Origin of the sequence: Massilia norwichensis (assembly GCF_024753245.1) — a bacterium.
GTDB lineage: Bacteria > Pseudomonadota > Gammaproteobacteria > Burkholderiales > Burkholderiaceae_D > Telluria > Telluria norwichensis.
In genome coordinates this window covers 34,123-53,390 of record NZ_JANUGX010000007.1, presented here as the reverse complement: position 1 = coordinate 53,390, position 19,268 = coordinate 34,123, and the positions used below count along the sequence as shown (strand labels likewise).

Below are 19,268 nucleotides of genomic sequence, written 5' to 3'. Positions count from 1 at the left end.
GCTCAATAGGCGGCTGCCGGGATCCGGGCGCTGCGTTCGCGCGCCGGCATCGCCGCGCCATCGGCGCCGAACAGGTAGGCTTGCTGCGGTTCGAAGGCCAGCAGCACGCGCGCGCCCATGGCCGGCGCCGGCTGGCCGCCATTGCATTTGACCGCCACCATCTCCGGCATGCCCTCGACCTGGACATAGGCCAGGGTGACGTCGCCCAGGTACTCGACCAGGCCGACCGTGCCGGGAATGCCGCCGCCCTCGCCCGCCTCGGGCGGCTGCAGGCGCAGGTGTTCCGGGCGCACGCCCAGCGTCACCTTGGCGCCGACCGCGGCATTCGTCGCGTCGGCCGCCACCTCGACCTGGGCCCCGCCCGCCAGGCGCACGGTGGCGATCGCACCGCGCTCGCCCACCAGGCTGGCCTCCAGGAAGTTCATGCGCGGCGAACCGAGGAAGCCGGCCACGAACAGGTTGGCCGGCCGTTCATACAGCTCGAACGGCGTGCCGACCTGCTCGATGCGCCCACCGTTGAAGACGACGATCTTCTGGCCCAGGGTCATGGCCTCGACCTGGTCGTGGGTCACGTAGATCATGGTGGTGGCCAATTCGCGGTGCAGCCGGGCCAGCTCGACCCGGGTCTGGGCACGCAAGGCGGCATCGAGGTTCGACAGCGGTTCGTCGAACAGGAACACCTCGGGTTTGCGCACGATGGCGCGGCCGATCGCCACGCGCTGGCGCTGGCCGCCGGACAGGGCCTTGGGTTTCCGCTCCAGCAGATGCGCGATCTGCAGGATCTCGGCGGCGCGCCGCACGCGGTCCGCGATCTCTTCCTTCGGGACCTTGGCCAGCTTCAGCGCGAAGCCCATGTTGTCGGCCACCGTCATGTGCGGATACAGCGCATAGCTCTGGAACACCATGGCGATGCCGCGCTTGGACGGGTCGACGCCGAGGCTGGGCACGCCGCCGATTTCGAGCTCGCCCTCGGTCACGTCTTCCAGGCCGGCGATGATGCGCAACAGGGTCGACTTGCCGCAGCCGGACGGGCCGACGAAGACCACGAACCGGCCGTCCTCGATGTCCAGGTCGATGCCCTTGATGACGGGATTGTCCCCATAGTTCTTCTTGATGCCGTGCAGCCGTACCGATGCCATTTCCGGTTTCTCCTTATTATCGAATGCTTATCCCTTGAGCCCGCTCGCTGCCAGGAAGCCCTGGGTCACCCGGCGCTGGAAGGCGATGTAGGCCAGCGCCACCGGCATCGCGCCCAGCAGGGCCGCGGCCATCAGCTGGGCGTAGCGCACGCCAAAGGCATCGTAGGTCTGGGTCAGGCCGAGCGGGATCGTCATCATGTCGTTCGAGGTGACGATGATGAAGGGCCACAGGAAGTTGTTCCAGGCGGCGATGAAGGTCACGATCGCCATCGCCCACACGATATTGCCCGAGATCGGCAGGTAGACGCTCCACAGCACGCGCAGCGGACCGGCGCCGTCCATGGTCGCGGCTTCGCGGAAGTCGGCCGGGATCTCGTCGAAGAACTGCTTGAACACATAGATCACCACCGGCGACACCACCTGCGGCAGCACGATGCCGGCGTAGGTGTTGATCAGGCCGAGCTGGTTCATGGTGCGGAACAGCGGCACCAGCAGCGCTTCGAACGGTAGCAGGAAGGCCAGCATCGCCACCCCGAACAGGATGGACCGGCCACGGAAGCGCAGCTGCGAAAAGGCGTAGGCCGCCAGCAGGCTGATCGCCATCGTCACCACCGTCACCAGCAGCGCCACCAGGAAGCTGTTGAACAGCCAGCGCAGGACGTTGCCCGCACCGAGGGTCTTGGCGAAGGCGTCCAGGGTCCAGGTCTGCGGCAGCCAGTGGAATTCGCTGGACACGGTTTCCAGCTCCGGGCGCAGCGCCGTCGACAGCGCCCACAGCAGCGGCGCCGCCCACAAGGCGGCAAGGACCACCGCCGCGATCACGCCGATGACGGTCCAGCCGACGTTTGAACGCCCGTTCATATGTCTCTCCTTGCCAGCCAGCGCACCACGCCGGCCTGCAGCACCGACAGCAGGATCACGATGGTCACAAACGCCATCGCGATCGCCGCCGCATAGCCGGCATCGCTTTGCGTGAACGCGGTTTCGTACATGTAGTGCAGCGTGACCCGGGTGGTATTGAAGGGGCCGCCCGAGGTCAGGATATAGGTCTGGCCGAACACCTTCAGCGAGGCGATGATCTGCAGGATCAGCGCCGTGGTCGCCACCGGACGCAGCGCCGGCCAGGTAATGCTGCGGAACAGGGTGAAGCCGCGCGCCCCGTCCAGCGCCGCCGCCTCGTACAGGTCGGCCGGGATGTTGCGCAGGCCGGCCAGGAACAGCAGCATGTTGAAGCCGACCGTCCACCAGACGGTGCCGATCGCCACCGCCGGCAGCGCCCAGTAGGGATCGGCCAGCCAGGGCCGCTGGCCGCCGAGGATGTGGTTGATCACGCCCGAAGACGGCTGCAGCATCCAGTCGGCAATCAAGGTCATCACCGAGATCGGCAGCACGAAAGGCAGGAAGAACACGCCCTGCAGCCAGGCCTGGGCCTTGACGAAACGGTTCACCAGCAGCGCCATCACCAGACCCAGCGCGGTCAGCGGGATCACGGTCAGCAGCGCAAAGTAAAAGGTGTTCAACACCGAGTCCCAGAACGAGGGATCGTTCAGCAGCGTGTGGTAGTTGGCCAGGCCGACGAAGGCATTGGTGCGGGTCAGGCTGCTCTCGGTCAGGCTCATCCAGAAGGTGATGCCGGCCGGGACCAGGAAGAACAGCAGAAAGGCGATCAGGAAAGGCGCCAGCAGCAGCATCGCCGGCAAGCCTTCGCGGCGGGCGCTGTGGAGAACGAGGTCGTTCGGCTTCATCGCTCTCCCCCTCAATAACGCGGCGGGTTCTTGCGGATCAGCCGCGCACCCTCGGTTTCGAAGCGCCGGATGGCCTGCGCCGGCGTCATGTACCCGTACAGCGCCGCCGGCAGGAACTTGGAGGCGATCGCTTCCAGCGGCCCGGCCGCGCCCATGTACCAGCCGTCCGGATCGTAGACCACGTTGTGCGCCGCCTCGGCATATTGCGCGTTGGGCTGCAGCGCCAGCGCTTCCGGCGACTCGGCCACCGCGCGGTAAGCCGGGATATGGCCGCCCTCGGCCCAGCCCATCGAGTGCCTGCTGACATAGGCCACGAACTGCAGGATCGCCTTGACCTTTTCCGGCGACGGCGGACGGCCCTCGTTGGACGGCATCGCGAAGGCGTGCGAATCGGCCCAGGCGCTGGCGTTCGCATACATCTTCGGCAGCGGTACGATGCCGTATTCGAAGCCGAGCGTGCCGGCCTTCGAGGCGCGCACCAATTCCGGCACTTCCCAGACCCCATTCAGCATGAAGGCGGCGCCGCCGCCCATGAACTGCGAAGTCGATGCCGGGTAATCGAGGCCGGCCTGGGCATAGCCCTTGCGGAACCAGTCGGCGATGCGGGTCAGGGTCGCCTCACCCGCCGGGCCGTAGCTGTACTGGCCGTTGCGGACGATGGCGACGTTCTGCTGGGCCAGCATCGACAGCCACAGGCGCCAGATCGCGAACGAGCTCTGGCTGCTTTCCATGGTGAGACCACGGCGATGCGTGGCCTCGGTGGCGAGGCGGAAGGCGTTCGTCAGCGCATCGACGCCTTCGATGGGCTTCAGATTGCCGGCGTCGTCGAGCAGGCCGGTGGGTTTCAGCAGGGTCTTGTTGTAGTAGAGAACCAGCGGGTGCATGTCCAGCGGCACCGCCCAGGTTCTTCCCTGCCAGCGGGATTTGTCCCACTGGCGCGGCAGGTAGTCGCCGCCCTTCAGGCCGACGGACGCCAGCTCGGCGTCAAGGATCGGCCGCAGCACGCCGCCGCCGGCCAGGTTGACCAGGCGCGACAAATGGACCGTGGCCAGGTCCGGCCCGGCCCCGACCACCGAAGAGGTAATCAGCTTGGTATAAAACGGTTCGCCCCATTTCAGGGTCGTGCTCACCACGCGCACGTCGCGCTGGCTGGCGTTGAAGTCGTCGACCAGGGCCCGCATGCGGGCACCGTCGCCGCCGCTGAGCAGCGTCCACATCCTGACTTCAACCTGCGCCCATGCCGGTGCCGGCCCTGCGGCCAGCGTCACCAGCAGCGCGACGGCGGCGGCGAGGCTCCATCCTCGTCTCGCCACGTCGTCTCCATTTCTTTGTTATGTACTGTCGGAGCGCCGCCGCCTGGTGTTAACAGCTTGGCTGCCGGGTCAGGCCACCTTGCGCCGCACGCGCGTTCCCGCGCCGCCGCGGCTGCGGCGTTCGAACCCGCCGGGCCCGCTTACCGGACCCGATGGCGGACCCATCGGCGGGCCCGCCGGCGGACCGTCCGGACCCGGATCGCCCGGTACCGCCGTGGCCGACTCGCCGGCCACGGCCTGGCGCTCACCTGGATAGGCTAACACTTCTGCAATTTCTCCGACGCGCGTCCATTCTATCGGGAAATCCGGACCGCGCCGCGCCAGCCAGCGCTTCTCGTGTCCGAGGGGGTCGAGGTGCCAGTCGTGGCGCTGGGCATCGGGCCCGCGGGTGGCCCTGGCGATCGCCTCCACCGGCGCCTTCGGGATGCGGTCTTCGGTCAGCAGGCCGTTCTTTTCCAGGAAGGTGTCGGTCAGCTGGGTGTAGCAGAAACCGGACAGCGGACGGCAGGCGTGGATGGCGGTCATCAATTGCTGGTAGCGCGCCAGCAGCTCCTTGCCATCCTTTGCCACCGAATAGCCCCAGCCCGGTTCCGCGCCCGACTGCTTGAGGGCGATGCCGCCGAATTCGGACAGGAACAAGGGCTTGCCGAGCCCGCTGAAACCGTCGATGACCAGGCGCCGGCGGTCCGGCTGCACGTGCTGCAGCGTGTAGGCGACGGCGTCGCGGCTGCCGTAGCGTTCGATCAGCACCTTCGGGTCCTGTTCGTAGTCGTGCACACAGACCAGGTCGCCGCAGGGCATCTCCCAGCCGTCGTTGCCGACCACCGGCCGCGTGCCGTCCAGCGCCCGCGTCATGTGGTAGAGCGCGCGCACGAAGTCGACCTGGCGGCGGTCGTTCATCAGCTCCGGCACGCCCCAGGATTCGTTGGTCGGCACCCAGGCCACGATGCAGGGGTGGGAGATGTCGCGCTCGACCAGCTCCTTCCACTCCTCCATCACGCCGTGCACGGTGGCGCTGGAGAAGCCGTAGGCCGAGGGCATCTCGCCCCACACACACAGGCCCAATACGTCGCACCAGTAGAGCCAGCGCGGATCTTCGGACTTCTGGTGCTTGCGCACGCCGTTGAAGCCGAGCCGCTTGATCAGCAGGACGTCGTGGCGCAGCTGGTCGCTGGAAGCCACCATCAGGCTGTCCGGCCAGTAGCCCTGGTCCAGCACCATGCGCAGGAAATAGGGCCGGCTGTTGAGCACGAAGCGGTCGCCCTCCACCGAGACCGTGCGCAGCGCCGTGTAGCTCTGCACGCTGTCGATCAGGTTGCCGTCGCTGCCGCGGATTTCGATTTCGGCCTCGATCAGCTGCGGGCTCTCGGGGCTCCACATCCACAGCGCCCGCGCATCGTCGATGCCGGGGTCGGGCAGCTGGAAGATGCGCGACAGGCGCGGCCCGGTCAGCAGGCAGCGGTCGGCCACCAGCAGCTTTTCGCCGAGCTTGAGCGTGACGTTGGCCATGCCGCCCTCGGGCACGTGGGCGATGTCGGCGTCGAGGCGGATCTGCCAGGCGGCGACGTCGGCGGTCCAGCGCAGCTGGCTGACGTGGGCACGCGGCACCTTCTCGATCCACACCGTGCGCCAGATGCCGCTGGTGCGCGGATACCAGATCTTGTGCGGTTCCGGCTCCCAGTCCATCTTGCCGCGCGCCTTGTGCATGTCCTGCGGATCGTCCTCGGCCTGCACCACGACCTCGAGCAGCGAGCCGTCCAGGTGGCGGCTGACGTCGATCGAGAACGGGCTGTGGCCGCCGCGGTGCTCGACCGCGAAACGGCCGTTGACCCAGACCCGGGCGCGGTAGTTGACGGCGCCGAAGTGCAGCATCAGGCGCTCGTCGCGCGAGGGCGCCATCGACGGGTCGAGCTGGATCTGGCGCTTGTACCAGACGCGGCGCCGATAGCCGCGGTCGTGCAGGCCGCTCGCGCGGGCTTCGGGCGGGTAAGGCACCACGATGGTGCGGTCCCATGTGACTTCGGATGGGTCGGCACAGGCGGCCAGGTCGTCGAGCATGGCCTGCCATGGGCCATCCAGGCTACGCCAGGTCGCGCGCCGCAATTGGGGGCGGGGATATTCCACGATGTACTCCAGGGGTGTTCGTTCTTATGCAGCCTATTTAATGGCCCGCCGTCCCCGAAATCAAGCGCTTTCGTACACCGTTACAAAGGCTTGCACACGCTGTGTTTTTAAGGCGACAAGCTGCCGACGCTGACCCGGACGAAGCTGGCGCGCCGTCCCGCGCCACCCATCGCCACGAGTCCCAGGCGCGCATCCGGGCCGAGCCGGTGGGTCCAGGTGCCGCCGCCGACCCAGTTGCGTCCGTCCTGGCTCGAATACGCCGTATAACGCTCCTGCCCCCCATCCCGGTGGACATCGAGGCGCAGCCAGGTGGTAGCGCCCGGCGTGCCGGCCAGCGTGTTGCCGTAGCGCGGATAATATTCCTCGACCGGCGCCATCTCTTTCGCGAACTCGACCTGGCGCAGGCCTTCGCGTGCCATTTCGACCAGCTTGACGTAATTGTCATCGTCACGCATGACCACCAGGCCCGCCTGCACCGCGGTGGCGCAGCAGTCCTCGGGGGCATCCAGCCGGATCTCGGCTTCGATCCGGACATCCCCCTTCGGCAGCGCCGTCTGCAAGACGCTGGCCGTATTGCGGTCGACGTAGAGGTCGGCGTCCTGGGTGGCCAGCACCAGCCCTTCCCTGCCCAGCGACCACTCGCCCTTGTCGCGCGGACGCAGCCAGGTCCAGCGGCGCTCCAGCGTGCGGCCCTTGAACCCGTCCTGCCACAGCGGTTTTACGCGCGGGGCCACCTGGACCGCGAGCGGATGCGCGTCCGGCGCCGCACCCTCGACGACGATCGGTGCCGCCATCGCCTGGTCGGTCGGCGCCCGTCCGCCGCCCGCCACCGGCCAGCCGTCGACCCAGTCGATACGGTCGAGCAGCGCCAGGCGGCGGGTCAGCTTGTCCTTGGCGCTGAAGAAGGGCTCGGCCTGATCGATGCCATGGTAGATGGTCCACCACTGGCCGGCGGCGTCCGTGAACACGGTGTTGTGGCCGACGCCGATCCAGCGGTTGCCGTTCTGGAGCAGCAGCGGCGTGCCGCCCGAGCGTCCTTTCGCCATGTCGTTGCCCCAGCGGTCGAGGAAGGGGCCTTCCGGCGTGCGTGCGCGGCCGGTGAACACCGCGTAGCCGGTCAGCGGGCCGGCGCAGCAGTCGGTGGCGGAGGCGAACATATACCACCAGCCGTCGTGGAATTTGACTTCCGCGCCTTCGTAGCGGCCGGGCGCGCCGACCATCCTGGCCTGCCCTTCCGCGCGCAGGCCGTCCGCGCTCAGCCTGGTCACGAAGATGCCGCCGCCGTAGCTGCCGTAGTAGAGATACTTGCGACCGTCGGTCTCGATCACCTTGGGATCGAAGGTCCAGTGGAAGTTGCAGCCAGCCTTGGCACGGCGCGGCATGACCACCGGGGTCGTGCTCGCGCGCCAGGGGCCGGTGGGCGAATCCGAAGTCGCCACACCGATCGCGCTGTCGTTGCCGCAGCCCTTTTCCGGGCTGTGCTCGTCCACCACGTCGGTGACGGTGAAGTAGAGGTAGTAGCGGCCGTTCAGGTATTCCGGTTCCGGTGCCCACAGGCCCGAGGTCGGCGCGGCCAGCCCGGCCGGGCGGTCCGTGAAGGCGTCGGCCACGAAGTCCCAGTGCACCAGGTCGGTGGAGCGGTAGATCGGGATCATGCGGAAATGCCAGCCGCCGTCCTTGCCTTGCGGGTCGCGTTCGCGCTTGCTGACCGGGTCGCTGGTGCAGTACAGGTACCAGGTGGGGGCGCCTTTTGCTCCACCTGTGCGCGGGTCGCGCAGCACGGCCGGGTCGGCGCAGTTCTGGGCCAGTTCGCCGCTGGCCAGGCGCACCGGCAGCGGGTTGTGGTAGGCGCGGGTGGCAGCGCTATCCGGTGCGGCAGCGTTGGCAAGCAGCGGCAGCAGCAGCGAAAGGGCGGCGAGCGGGCGGCAGGTCGGCATGGAGGTCTCCTCGATTTTTGCCGACGAGAATACCGCAGCGTGGGCTCTGCGGTTGCACGTTTGAAATCAGTGTCCGGCCGTCTTCGAGAACAGATTCATCACGATCACCCCAGCGACGATCAGCGCAATTCCCGCCAGCGCCCCGGCATCGAGCTTCTGCCCGTACAGCAGCCAGCCGGCCAGCGTGATCAGGACGATGCCCACGCCCGACCACACCGCATAGGCCACGCCCAGCGGTATTGAACGCAGCGTCAGCGCCAGCATATAGAAGGCGATGCCGTAGCCGCCCACCACCAGCAGCGAGGGCCAGGGGCGGGTGAAGCCGGCGCTGGCCTTGAGGGCCGTGGTGGCGACGGTTTCGGCGAGGATGGCGATCGCCAGGCAAATCCAGTTATTCATCGGTCAATTATGAACAAAAGCGGTCGCGTAGGCCAGTGCCAGCCGGCGGCGGCCGGGCGCAGGCAACGACAGTCTGGTATCATGCGGGGCTCGATGCCACCCGCTCCTTTGCCGATGCAGCTCCGCTCCCTCCAGCGTCTCCTCCCGGCCGCCTGCCTGCTGGGCGCCGTCTCGGCCAGTGCCGGCACTGCCGACGATGCCGCGCTGCGGCCCTGGCCGGCGAAGCAGGCGACGCCGCCGCTGCGCCTGACGGCGCTCGACGGCAAGGCCTGGGACCTGAGCCAGCTGCGCGGCAAGGTGGTGGTAGTGAATTTCTGGGCCAGCTGGTGCGGCCCGTGCGTGGACGAGCTGCCGGTGCTGAACGCGCTGGCGCGCCAGGCGCCGGACCAGGTGGCCGTGGTCGGCGTCAACTACAAGGAGCCGCTCGACAGCATCGAGCGCTTTTCGAGCGCCCACCCCTTCGCCTACCCGCTGCTGCGCGACCGCAGCGGCGAGATGTTCAAGCAGTGGACCGCGGGCGTGATGCCGACCACCATCCTGATCGACCGCCAGGGCCGCGCGCGCTGGCGTAGCGTGGGCGAGATCCCGGCCGGCGACACCCGCCTGAAGGCCGCGATCGCCGCCCTAGCGGCCGAGTAGCAGCAAACGACAAAGAATAACCAACAACATCCAGACTGGAAGACCAAGACCATGGAAGACATGAAACCGACCCACCGCCGCACCCTGCTCAAAGCCGCCACCGGCGCCCTGCTGGCCGGCGCCCTGCCGCGCACCCTGCTGGCCCAGACCGCCGCCGCTGCAACCGAAGAGCGCCACTTCGACCCGCGCCCGGGCGAATGGAAGAGCTACGAGGTGGTCACGCGCGTGAACCTGCAGCGCGCCAGCGGTCCGTCGACGGTCTGGATTCCGCTGCCGGCGATCGACACCGACTGGCAGCGCACGCTGTCGAACAATTGGTCGGGCAACGCCAAGAGCATGAAGATGGGCAGCGACCCGCAGTACGGCGCGCGTTTCCTGGTCGCCGAGTTCGACGGCAGCGCGCCACCTAGGCTGGAAGTCGTCTCGCGCATCCAGACCCGCGACCGCGCCGAAAACTGGAAGAAGCCGGCCGGCGCGACTGAAGCGCCCGAAGATCTGCGCCTGTGGCTGCAGCCGACCGACCTGATGCCGCTGGACGGCATCGTCAAGACTACCGCGCTGCAGATCACCTCGGGCGCGAAGAGCGATGAAGAGAAGGCCCAGCGCATCTACGACTGGATCGTGCTGAACACCTTCCGCGAGCCGAAAGTCAAAGGCTGCGGCACCGGCGACATCAAGACCATGCTGGAGACCGGCAACTTCGGCGGCAAGTGCGCCGACCTGAACGGCCTGTTCGTCGGCCTGTGCCGCGCCAGCGGCGTGCCAGCACGCGACGTCTACGGCATCCGCATCGCGCCGAGCGCCTTCGGCTACCGTGAACTGGGCGGCAAGCCGGCCTCGCTGCAGGGTGCCCAGCACTGCCGCGCCGAGGTCTACCTGAAGCGTCACGGCTGGGTCGCGATGGATCCGGCCGACGTTGCCAAGGTGATGCGCCAGGAAACCCCGAACTGGATCAAGGACCCGGACCACCCGCTGGTCGCGCCGGTCAAGCAGGCCCTGTTCGGCGGCTGGGAAGGCAACTGGATGGGTTATAACTTCGCCCACGACGTGCGCCTGCCCGGCTCCTCGGCCGGCAAGGTCGGCTTCCTGATGTACCCGCAGGCCGAAAGCCGCGGCGAGCCGTACGACTCGCTGGCGCCGGACAGCTTCGCGTACACCATCACCGCGCGCGCCATCTAAGGCGGCGTCTAAAAAGGACCGGGCATGCAGGCACCAATCGAGCGCACCGAGCGCAGCGCAGGCAAACTGATCGCGTTTGCGGTTCTGGCGTCGCTGCTGGCGTCGACCTGCTGCGTGCTGCCGCTGGTGCTGGTCCTGGTCGGCATCACCGGGGCCTGGATGGTGCACCTGAGCGCCCTGAAGCCGCTCACGCCCTGGGCCATCGCGCTGACGCTGGGCGCGCTGGCCTGGGCCGGCTGGCTGCTGTTCCGCCCGGCCGCCGCCTGCGCGCTCGACGACCAGGCTTGCGCCACCACCCGCCCGGCGATGCGCAAGCTGTTCATCGGCTGCGCCGTGTTCATCGCCCTGCTGCTGGGCTTCCCGCTGATTGCTCCCCTGTTCTATTGAGCCATTGAGGTCACCGCCATGAAAATCCTGCAAACCCTGTCCCTGGCCGCCCTGCTCGCCGCCAGCCCCTTCGCGCTGGCCAAGCAGCAGACCGTGAAGCTGAACGTGCCGACCATGGACTGCGCGACCTGCCCGATCACGATCAAGGCTTCCCTGAGCAAGGTGCCGGGCGTGAGCAAGGTCGCGGTCAGCTACGAAAAGCGCGAAGCCGTGATCGTCTACGACGACGCCCAGGCCAGCGTGGCCGATCTCAAGAAGGCCACCGAAGACGTCGGCTATCCGTCGATGCTCAAGACCAGCCGCTGAAGCACGCCGGGGCGTGCACGCTTGACACCCCGCCACCCCTGCCGCAAGCTCTACGGAATCGTCTTTATCTCGCGCAAGAATGGAAACGCGGATTCCCGTAGAGCACTTCCAGCAACTGTTCGAAGCAGCGCCCGGCGCATTTCTGGTGCTGCGGCCCGATGCCGGCTTCACCATCGTCGGCGTCAGCGACGAATACCTGCGCGGCACGCTCACCCGGCGCGACCAGATCCTCGGCCGCCCGCTGTTCGAAGTCTTTCCCGACAATCCGCATACGCCCGACGCGCAATCGACCAGCAATCTGGCGCGCTCGCTCAGGCGCGTCCTGGCGACCCGTGCCCCGGACACCATGGCGGTCCAGCGCTACGACGTGCCGGCCGCCGGCGGCGGCTTCGAGCTGCGCTACTGGAGTCCGGTCAACGCGCCGGTGCTGGGGCCCGACGGCAGCATCCTCTACATCATCCACCGCGTCGACAATGTCACCGCTTACGTCCAGCTCAGCCGCGAGCATGCGCAGGAGCGCCGCGCCAGCCAGCGCCTGAGCGCCGACCGGGTCCGCATGGAAGCGGAGATCGTCGAGCGCAGCCGGGAACTCGACCGCGTCAACGCCGAGCTGCAATCGGCCAACGACGTGCTGTCCGAATACGCGGACCGGGCCCGCGAACAGGCCAGCAACAAGGACGAATTCCTGGCCATGCTGGCGCTCGAGCTGCCGCCCGCCGGCCAGGCTTACCCGATGCTGGGCGACGCCACGCGCCTGGAACAGGTGCTGGCCAACCTGCTGGCGAACGCCGCCAAGTACAGCGAGGCCGGCGGCCGCGTCGCGGTGGCGCTGGAACGCTACGAGGAGCAGGGCCTGCCTGGGCCCGCATCACGGTGGGCGACACCGGCCGCGGCATCCCGGCCGACAAGCTGGAAGCGATCTTCGACGTCTTCGTGCAGGTCGACGTGGCGATCGACCGTTCGCGCGGCGGGCTCGGCATTGGCCTGAGCCTGGTGCGGGCGCTGGTCGGCCTGCACGGCGGCAGCGTGCGTGCGCAGAGCGAAGGCCTGGGCCACGGCAGCAGCTTCGTGGTCGAACTGCCGCTGTCCGGCGCAGCAGCCGCCGCGCCGGACGCAGGCTTGGCGGGGGCGTCGGCCGGCGCAAGCGGTACGGGATGCCTTGCGCGCCGTATCGCCCTGGTCGAAGACAACGCCGATGCGCGCCACACCCTGCAGCAACTGCTGAGCGCGATGGGCCATACCGTGGTCACGGCGTCGAACGGCCCCGAGGGCCTGGACCTGATCACCACCTACCGGCCGGACGTCGCCTTCGTCGACATCGGCCTGCCCGGCATCGACGGCTTCGAGCTCGCGCGCCATGCGCGCCGGCTGCTGGGCGGGCACAAGCTGCGCCTGGTCGCCCTGACCGGCTACAGTTCGGCGGCGGTCCGCAGCGCGGCGATGGAGGCCGGTTTCGACCTGCACCTGGTCAAGCCCTGCCCGCCCGAGAAGCTGGCCGAAGCGGTCGCGACCCTCGATTGATTTTGAACTGAGGAAACAGGTGTTCCCGCCGTAATAGTTTGGAACAATTTCGTTCCGTGCGCGTGCATATGCAGGATTACGATTCCTGCATGAACTTTACTTTTTCATCACCCGACGCCGGGGTCTGCACGGTTAAGCTCTGGGCCAGCGGACGCTACGGCTTCTCGCTGCCGAAGAAGGTCGACATCGTGACACCCGATGGCGACACGGCGACTTTTTTCTACTACAACCGCAAGTTCCGCCTCACGGCTGAACTCAGCAACCGGGCCATCGTCAAAATCGCGATCGCCCAGTTCCTGCAAGGCGCCGGACGGGGCGAGCCTGCGGAAGTCGACCACGACACCCTGCCTTACGAAGGCGCGCTCACGCCGGTGCGTTCGAATGCGCCGCGGGCGCCGCTACGGGTGCGGCCGGGGAAATCGCATGCCCGCGTGCGCCCGCAAGCGCAAGCCGAGCCGGCCTGGGCCGACCAGTAACGAGGACGAGACCACCATGCGACACCAGTTCACACCCGGACAGCTCCGCATGCTCATCCAGCGCGCGGAAACACAATTCGAACACACGATCACGCAATCCCTGGCCCTCGACCCCGGTGGCCGCCACGTCGCGCGCGCCGCCCATGCGCCGCTGCACGAGACCGTGGTCAGCCTGATCAAACTGTTCCGCGACCAGATTCCCGGCGCAGCGCCGGTGGCGACCCAGCTCGCCCGCATGTACGCCAAGGGCGCGGATGCGCTTGCCGGCGCGCCGACCCTGGACTGCGTGCGTGCCATCGCCAGGGTGGCGCGCGAAGCCCGCGAACGCTACTTGCCGGACGGCGCACCGCCGCCAGCGCCCGCAGTGGCGCCCGCCGTGGCGCCCGCACCCGAAGCGCGCCGGTAGACGCGTACGTAATCGACCAGCATGCGCTGCGGGAAGCTGGTCGTGGCATCGGGATTGCCGGGCCAGTAGCCGCCCACGGCGAGGTTCAGGAGGATGAAGAACGGGTGTTCGTAGACCCACTCGCCCTTGACCAGATCGGGGCGCGCGGTGTGATACAGAATGCCGTCGCGGTACCAGCGGATCTCGCCCGGCTCCCATTCGACCGCAAAGACATGGTATTCGTCGGCGATGGCGCCGCTGGCGATGCTGGAGGGCGCACCGAAGGCATGCTCACCGGAGAAGCCGGGGCCATGCAGGGTGCCGTGCACGGTGGCCGGCTCGCGGCCGATGTTCTCCATGATGTCGATCTCGCCGCTGCGCGGCCAGCCGACGGTCTTGATGTCCGCGCCGAGCATCCAGAACGCCGGCCAGATACCCTGCCCGCGCGGAAGCTTCATGCGCGCCTCGAAGCGCCCGTAGGTGCGTTCGTACAGGCCGGCGGTCTTGATCCGCGCCGAGGTGTAGTGCTTGCCCTCCCAATCCTCGCGGCGCGCCTCGATCACCAGATTGCCGCCCTCGACCCGCACGTTCTCCGGACGCGCCGTGTAGAACTGCAGCTCGCTGTTACCGAAGCCGTGGCCGCCCAGCTCCTCGACCCATTTGCCGTGGTCCAGCGCCTTTCCCTCGAATTCGTCGCTCCAGTCCAGCACCCAGCCGGCCGGGGCCGGTGCCATGCCAGCCTGCTGCGGCGCTGAGTTCGCCAACGCGGCATGGGCGCACAGCATCAGTGCCGTGGCGTGCAACAGCTTCCGTATTTTCATGGCGCGGGCGTCTCCGTCTCGTATTTTTTTGGCATTCGCTTGGAAACGTTCCCAAGGCCGCGCCGACTATACGCTTGCCAAAAATCCATGTCAAACATGCTAGGTGTTGCGTGCATCATGAAATTTCCTGAAAAAAATTGCGTGCCCAGTTGACAATTATTTTTACTGAACATAAGATTCAGACAACTGATATGGAAACGTTTCCAAACATTTCCAGATGAGTTGAAAGGATTCAAGGAACATGCGGACCTGATGAATGACAACTACGCCAAGAAAAACAGAGGAGACCCAATGCATTACCCCAAGGCAAACAAAAAACTGATCAGCCTGGCTGTCGCCGGCGCCTGTGCGGCGTTCGGCGTGTCGGCGTATGCGCAGGACGCGGTCGACGCCACCGGCGACACCACGGCGCAGGCCGGCGTGCAGCAGGTGGTCGTCAGCGGCATCCGCCAGTCGATGGCCTCGTCGCTGAACCTGAAGCGCAACTCGGACGGTATCGTCGACGGCATCGTGGCCGAAGACATGGGCAAGTTCCCGGATACCAACCTGGCCGAATCGCTGCAGCGTATTTCCGGCGTGTCGATCGACCGCGTGAACGGCGAAGGCCAGAAGGTCACCGTGCGCGGCATCGGCCCCGACTTCAACATGGTGCTGCTGAACGGCCGCCAGATGCCGACCTCGAACCTGGGCGACCTGAACGGCCGCGCCTTCGACTTCTCGAACCTGGCTTCGGAAGCGATCTCGCAGCTGCAGGTCTACAAGACCAGCCGCGCCGAGACCCCGACCGGCGGCATCGGCGCCACCATCAACGTCATCACCGCGCGCCCGCTCGACCGCCTCGGCACCTATTCGAGCATCGGCGTCAAGATGATGGACGACACCTCGAACAAGAACCTGCCGAACGACGAGCGCGCGGACAGCTCCTTCACGCCGGAGTTCTCGGGCATCTACACCACCACCAGCAAGGACGGCAAGTGGGGCTTAGGGCTAAGCGCCAGCTACCAGGAACGCAACCTGGGCTACAACCAGGCGGCCGTCTCGAGCGGCTGGAAGGGTCCTTACCGCGGCGACGACACGACCAGCTGGGGCATCATTCCCCAGACCGGCGCCACCAACCGCCCGACTGGCGACACCGTGTACGAGGTGCCGCAGAACCTGAACTACAGCTTCACCGGCGTCAAGCGGCAGCGCACCAACGGCCAGCTGACCCTGCAGTTCGCCCCGGTCAAGGAACTGGTCACGACCCTCGACTACACCTACTCGCAGAACAAGCTGCAGACCAAGCGCAACGACCTGTCGGCCTGGTTCAACTTCGGCCCGTCGACCTCGTCCTGGACCAATGGCCCGGTCGCGGCGCCGCTGGTCTACACCGAACAGCTCCCGGCCGGTAACGCCGACATCGCCATGGGCGGCGGCAACTTCGCCACCAAGACCGACAACAAGTCGCTCGGCTTCAACGCCCAGTGGCGCGCCACCAACGACCTGAAGCTCGAATTCGACGCCCACCATTCGACCGCCGAATCGATGGCCGACAGCCCCTACGGCTCCTTCAACACCCTGGGCACCGCCAGCTTCTCGCGCGGCGACACCTCGGTCGACTTCTCGAAGGACTTCCCGGTGCTGAGCATCGCCGGCGCCGACTTCGTCAGGGCGCCGCAGCAGGTGACCGGCTCGAACTTCCAGAACGGCTACATGAAGGGCAAGATCGAGCAGTACCAGGCCAAGGGCCGCCTGCGCATGCTGGAATCGTCGAACCTGAACTTCGGCCTCGGCGTGATCAAGGTCTCGAACCGCTCGGCGGTCTCGAACAACCAGCGCGACGATACCTGGGGCGGCGCCACCAAGCCTTCGGACTACCCGAGCAGCCTGTGGCACCCGGCCACGGTGCGCGGCTACTTCGACCAGATCGACGGCAGCGGCAACCCTAACTTGTTCAACAATTTCTACACCTTCAACTTCAACGAAGTGCGCGACGTCGCTGCGCGCGTCACCGGCAAGCCGCAGCTGTACGTGGCGAAGAACACCTTCGACACCGACCAGCGCACCACCGAAGACACCAAGAACCTCTACCTGCAGTTCAACACGGACTGGGACACCCGCTTCCCGATGCACACCGCGATCGGCGTGCGCTACGAGAAGACCGACGTGGTCTCGACCGCGCTGGTGCCGGCCGCGACCGCCTACAGCTGGAATTCGCAGAACGAGTTCGGCGTGATCATGGGCGCCCCGACCTTCACCACCCTGACCGGCAAATACAACAACCTGCTGCCGAGCGTGGACTGGGACATGGACCTGCGTTCGGACATGAAGGTCCGCGCCAGCTACGGCGAAACCATCGGCCGTCCGCGCTACGACCAGATCGCCGGCGGCCAGATCCTGGATCTCGGCGCGCGTGTCGAAGGCGGCACCGGACGCCAGGGTAACCCGGCGCTCAAACCCGTCAAGTCGAAGAACTTCGACTTGTCCTTCGAGTGGTACTACGCCAAGCAGAGCTTCGCTTCGGTCAACGCCTTCTACAAGGACCTCGAAAACTATGCCGGCCAGTCGCAGGTCATCGAGACCCCGTTCAACCTGCACACCCCGGTCGGCGGCGCCCTGTGGAACGAGGCCCTGGCGAACGGTTGCCCGACTTCGGATACCAGCTGCATCCGCAACTACATCTTCCGTAACCACCCGACCGCGCCGGGCGTGACCCCGGGTCCGGTCGACAGCATCGGCAACACCACCGGCAGCATCGTGGGCCAGCCGAACGACCCGATCGCCAACTTCCGGATCACTTCGTACTCGAACCAGAAGAAGGCCAGCCTGAACGGCCTGGAATTCAACGTCCAGCACATGTTCAACAACGGCTTCGGCGTGTCGGCCAACTACACCTACGTGCACTCGGGCCTCCGCTACGACAACAAGTCGGTCGGCGAGCAGTTCGCGCTGATCGGCCTGTCGAACTCGTACAACGTGGTCGGCATCTTCGAGAACGAGCGCGTGAATGCCCGCCTGGCCTGGAACTGGCGCGGCGAGTTCCTGTCCTCGACCTTCGATTCGGCCGGTCCGAACCCGATCTACGTCGAACCCTACGGCCAGCTGGACCTGAGCCTCGGCTACAACATCACCGAGAAGCTCAGCGTGCAGTTCGAGGGCATCAACCTGACCAACGAGACCAGCCGCAGCCATGGTCGCGCCAAGGAGATGGCCGAGTACGTGACCCAGACCGGGCCGCGCTACATGCTGGGCATGCGCTACAAGTTCTGATCCTCACGTAGCGTTGCTGAAAAGTCACGGCCGGCATAGCCCGGCCGTGACTTTTTCGAGTAGACTCGCAGAGCCAGGTTTTGTCGTATAGGAAATATCATGAGTGACACGATCGAACACATCGTGGTGGTCGGCGGCGGTTCCGCCGGCTGGCTGGTGGCCGGCGTGCTCGCTGCCGAGCACGCGCTGCGCATCACCCTGGTCGAATCCCCGGCCGTGCCCACGATCGGCGTCGGCGAAGGCACCTGGCCCTCGATGCGCGACACCCTGCACCGCATCGGCGTGTCGGAATCCGACTTCTTCCGCGAATGCGATGCCAGCTTCAAGCAGGGCTCGCGCTTCGAACAATGGGTGAGCGGCGCCGCCGACGACGTCTATTTCCATCCCTTCGTCCTGCCCCAGGGCTATGGCGATACCAATCTGGCAGCCGCCTGGCAGCGCACCCACCGCGGCATCCCCTTCGCCGACCTGGTCAGCTTCCAGCCGCACCTGTGCGTGCGCGGGCGCGCGCCGAAGCAGGCGGCCACGCCGGAATTCGCGGCGGTCGCCAACTACGGCTACCACCTGGATGCCGGCAAGTTCGGCCTGTTCCTGCGCGAGCATTGCGTGCACAAGCTGGGCGTGCGCCACGTGGTCGATCACGTCGAGGCGATCCGCAGCAAGGACGACGGCGACATCGCCGCCCTGCTGCTGCGCGGCGGCGGCACGGTCGAAGGCGACCTGTTCGTCGATTGCACCGGCATGCAGTCGCTCCTGCTCGGCAAGCACTACGGCGTGCCGCTGCTGCACCAGCGCCACGTGCTGTTCAACGACAGCGCGCTGGCAGTGCAGGTGCCGTATGCGCACGAAGACGATCCGATCGCCTCGCAGACCACCTCCAGTGCCCAGCCGAACGGCTGGATCTGGGACATCGGCCTGCCGGGCCGGCGCGGCATCGGCCATGTGTATTCGAGCGCGCACACGAGTGACGCGGACGCCGAGCGCGTGCTGCGCGCCTACGTGGCCCGCAGCGGTTCCGATTCCGTCGAGATGCCGGCGCCGCGCAAGCTGGGCTTCGAGCCCGGCTACCGCGAACGCTTCTGGCACCGTAACGTCGTCGCCATCGGCCTCTCGGCCGGTTTCATCGAGCCGCTCGAAGCCTCGGCGCTGGCGCTGGTCGAACTGTCGAGCGCCTGGCTGGCCGACGACCTGCCGGCTACCCGTGCCGAGATGGACGTGGTGGCGGCGCGCTTCAACGAAGCGTTCACCTATCGCTGGGAGCGCGTCATCGACTTCCTCAAGCTGCACTACGTGCTGAGCCGGCGCAGCGACACCGCCTACTGGCGCGATCACCGCGACCCGGCCTCGATCCCCGAGCGCCTGCAGGAACTGCTGGCGCTGTGGCGCGCACGCCCGCCCTCGCGCCGCGATTTTTCTCGCATCGAGGAAGTGTTCCCGTCCGCCAGCTGGCAGTACATCCTGTACGGCATGGGCTTCGGCAGCGATGCCGGGTTCGCCTATCCCGCGCGCGCCTCGGACCGGCCCGACCTGGCCGATCAAGCCTTCCGCGAAGCCGCGCGCCTGACCGAACGCATGCTGCCGGCCCTGCCCTCGAACCGCGAATTGCTGGACCATATCCGCAGGCACGGCCTGCCACGCATCTAACCTA

Annotated in this window: 18 protein-coding genes; 10 read left to right on the top strand and 8 right to left on the bottom strand. The window is 67.0% G+C overall.

Annotation, left to right across the window (positions count from 1 at the left end; translation table 11 throughout):
- Window positions 1-2: 2 nt before the first annotated feature.
- The 7 genes from NX782_RS07970 to NX782_RS07940 all read right to left on the bottom strand — a co-directional run bounded on the left by NX782_RS07970 (window position 3) and on the right by NX782_RS07940 (window position 8,657).
- Window positions 3-1,139 (bottom strand): ABC transporter ATP-binding protein, encoded by a 1,137-nt coding sequence (locus NX782_RS07970; protein ID WP_258844911.1) that lies wholly within the window; start codon window positions 1,137-1,139, stop codon window positions 3-5.
- Between the two features lie 27 nt (window positions 1,140-1,166).
- Window positions 1,167-2,000 (bottom strand): carbohydrate ABC transporter permease, encoded by an 834-nt coding sequence (locus NX782_RS07965; protein WP_258844910.1) that lies wholly within the window; start codon window positions 1,998-2,000, stop codon window positions 1,167-1,169.
- The gene (locus tag NX782_RS07960) at window positions 1,997-2,884 is read right to left on the bottom strand and encodes a carbohydrate ABC transporter permease (protein WP_258844909.1); all 888 of its coding nucleotides are present in this window, start codon (window positions 2,882-2,884) and stop codon (window positions 1,997-1,999) included. Before NX782_RS07960 ends, NX782_RS07965 begins: the two co-directional genes overlap by 4 nt.
- Before the next feature lie 11 nt (window positions 2,885-2,895).
- Complete coding sequence (locus tag NX782_RS07955; RefSeq protein ID WP_258844908.1) at window positions 2,896-4,197, bottom strand: extracellular solute-binding protein; 1,302 nt, start codon at window positions 4,195-4,197, stop codon at window positions 2,896-2,898.
- A gap of 69 nt (window positions 4,198-4,266) precedes the next feature.
- A complete protein-coding gene (locus tag NX782_RS07950) occupies window positions 4,267-6,321 on the bottom strand; it encodes a glycoside hydrolase family 2 protein (protein WP_258844907.1) in 2,055 nt (684 codons plus the stop codon).
- Window positions 6,322-6,428: 107 nt separating this feature from the next.
- Complete coding sequence (locus tag NX782_RS07945; RefSeq protein ID WP_258844906.1) at window positions 6,429-8,258, bottom strand: family 43 glycosylhydrolase; 1,830 nt, start codon at window positions 8,256-8,258, stop codon at window positions 6,429-6,431.
- 66 nt (window positions 8,259-8,324) lie between these two features.
- Entirely contained in the window at window positions 8,325-8,657 is a 333-nt protein-coding gene (locus tag NX782_RS07940) for a DMT family transporter (RefSeq protein ID WP_258844905.1), read from the bottom strand.
- Between the two features lie 114 nt (window positions 8,658-8,771).
- Here NX782_RS07940 and NX782_RS07935 point away from each other — a divergent pair, with 114 nt between their 5' ends.
- The 8 genes from NX782_RS07935 to NX782_RS07900 all read left to right on the top strand — a co-directional run bounded on the left by NX782_RS07935 (window position 8,772) and on the right by NX782_RS07900 (window position 13,571).
- Window positions 8,772-9,296 (top strand): TlpA family protein disulfide reductase, encoded by a 525-nt coding sequence (locus NX782_RS07935; protein WP_258844904.1) that lies wholly within the window; start codon window positions 8,772-8,774, stop codon window positions 9,294-9,296.
- 51 nt (window positions 9,297-9,347) lie between these two features.
- Complete coding sequence (locus NX782_RS07930) at window positions 9,348-10,475, top strand: transglutaminase-like domain-containing protein (RefSeq protein ID WP_258844903.1); 1,128 nt, start codon at window positions 9,348-9,350, stop codon at window positions 10,473-10,475.
- Between the two features lie 24 nt (window positions 10,476-10,499).
- On the top strand, window positions 10,500-10,862 hold the full coding sequence (locus NX782_RS07925) for a mercuric transporter MerT family protein (RefSeq protein WP_258844902.1): 363 nt from the start codon (window positions 10,500-10,502) through the stop codon (window positions 10,860-10,862).
- A gap of 18 nt (window positions 10,863-10,880) precedes the next feature.
- Window positions 10,881-11,168 carry a mercury resistance system periplasmic binding protein MerP gene (gene merP, locus NX782_RS07920; RefSeq protein WP_258844901.1) on the top strand — a complete coding sequence of 96 codons (288 nt, stop codon included), beginning with the start codon at window positions 10,881-10,883 and terminating at the stop codon, window positions 11,166-11,168.
- 79 nt (window positions 11,169-11,247) lie between these two features.
- Window positions 11,248-12,156: a PAS domain-containing protein gene (locus tag NX782_RS07915; protein ID WP_258844900.1), complete on the top strand. Its 909-nt coding sequence runs from the start codon at window positions 11,248-11,250 to the stop codon at window positions 12,154-12,156.
- Window positions 12,042-12,689, top strand: coding sequence for a response regulator (locus NX782_RS07910; RefSeq protein ID WP_258844899.1), 648 nt, complete (start codon window positions 12,042-12,044; stop codon window positions 12,687-12,689). The genes NX782_RS07915 and NX782_RS07910 overlap by 115 nt, the downstream gene beginning before the upstream one ends.
- A gap of 89 nt (window positions 12,690-12,778) precedes the next feature.
- Window positions 12,779-13,165, top strand: a complete 387-nt coding sequence (locus NX782_RS07905; RefSeq protein WP_258844898.1) for a hypothetical protein — start codon at window positions 12,779-12,781, stop codon at window positions 13,163-13,165.
- Window positions 13,166-13,214: 49 nt separating this feature from the next.
- Window positions 13,215-13,571 carry a hypothetical protein gene (locus NX782_RS07900; RefSeq protein ID WP_258844897.1) on the top strand — a complete coding sequence of 119 codons (357 nt, stop codon included), beginning with the start codon at window positions 13,215-13,217 and terminating at the stop codon, window positions 13,569-13,571.
- Here NX782_RS07900 and NX782_RS07895 read toward each other — a convergent pair.
- A complete protein-coding gene (locus tag NX782_RS07895; protein ID WP_258844896.1) occupies window positions 13,493-14,371 on the bottom strand; it encodes a glycoside hydrolase family 16 protein in 879 nt (292 codons plus the stop codon). The genes NX782_RS07900 and NX782_RS07895 overlap by 79 nt on opposite strands.
- A gap of 291 nt (window positions 14,372-14,662) precedes the next feature.
- Between NX782_RS07895 and NX782_RS07890 the strand changes: the two genes are divergently transcribed.
- Together NX782_RS07890 and NX782_RS07885 are read left to right on the top strand one after the other, a co-directional pair.
- On the top strand, window positions 14,663-17,620 hold the full coding sequence (locus tag NX782_RS07890; RefSeq protein WP_258844895.1) for a TonB-dependent receptor: 2,958 nt from the start codon (window positions 14,663-14,665) through the stop codon (window positions 17,618-17,620).
- Between the two features lie 99 nt (window positions 17,621-17,719).
- Window positions 17,720-19,264 (top strand): tryptophan halogenase family protein, encoded by a 1,545-nt coding sequence (locus NX782_RS07885; protein ID WP_258844894.1) that lies wholly within the window; start codon window positions 17,720-17,722, stop codon window positions 19,262-19,264.
- Window positions 19,265-19,268: the final 4 nt, after the last annotated feature.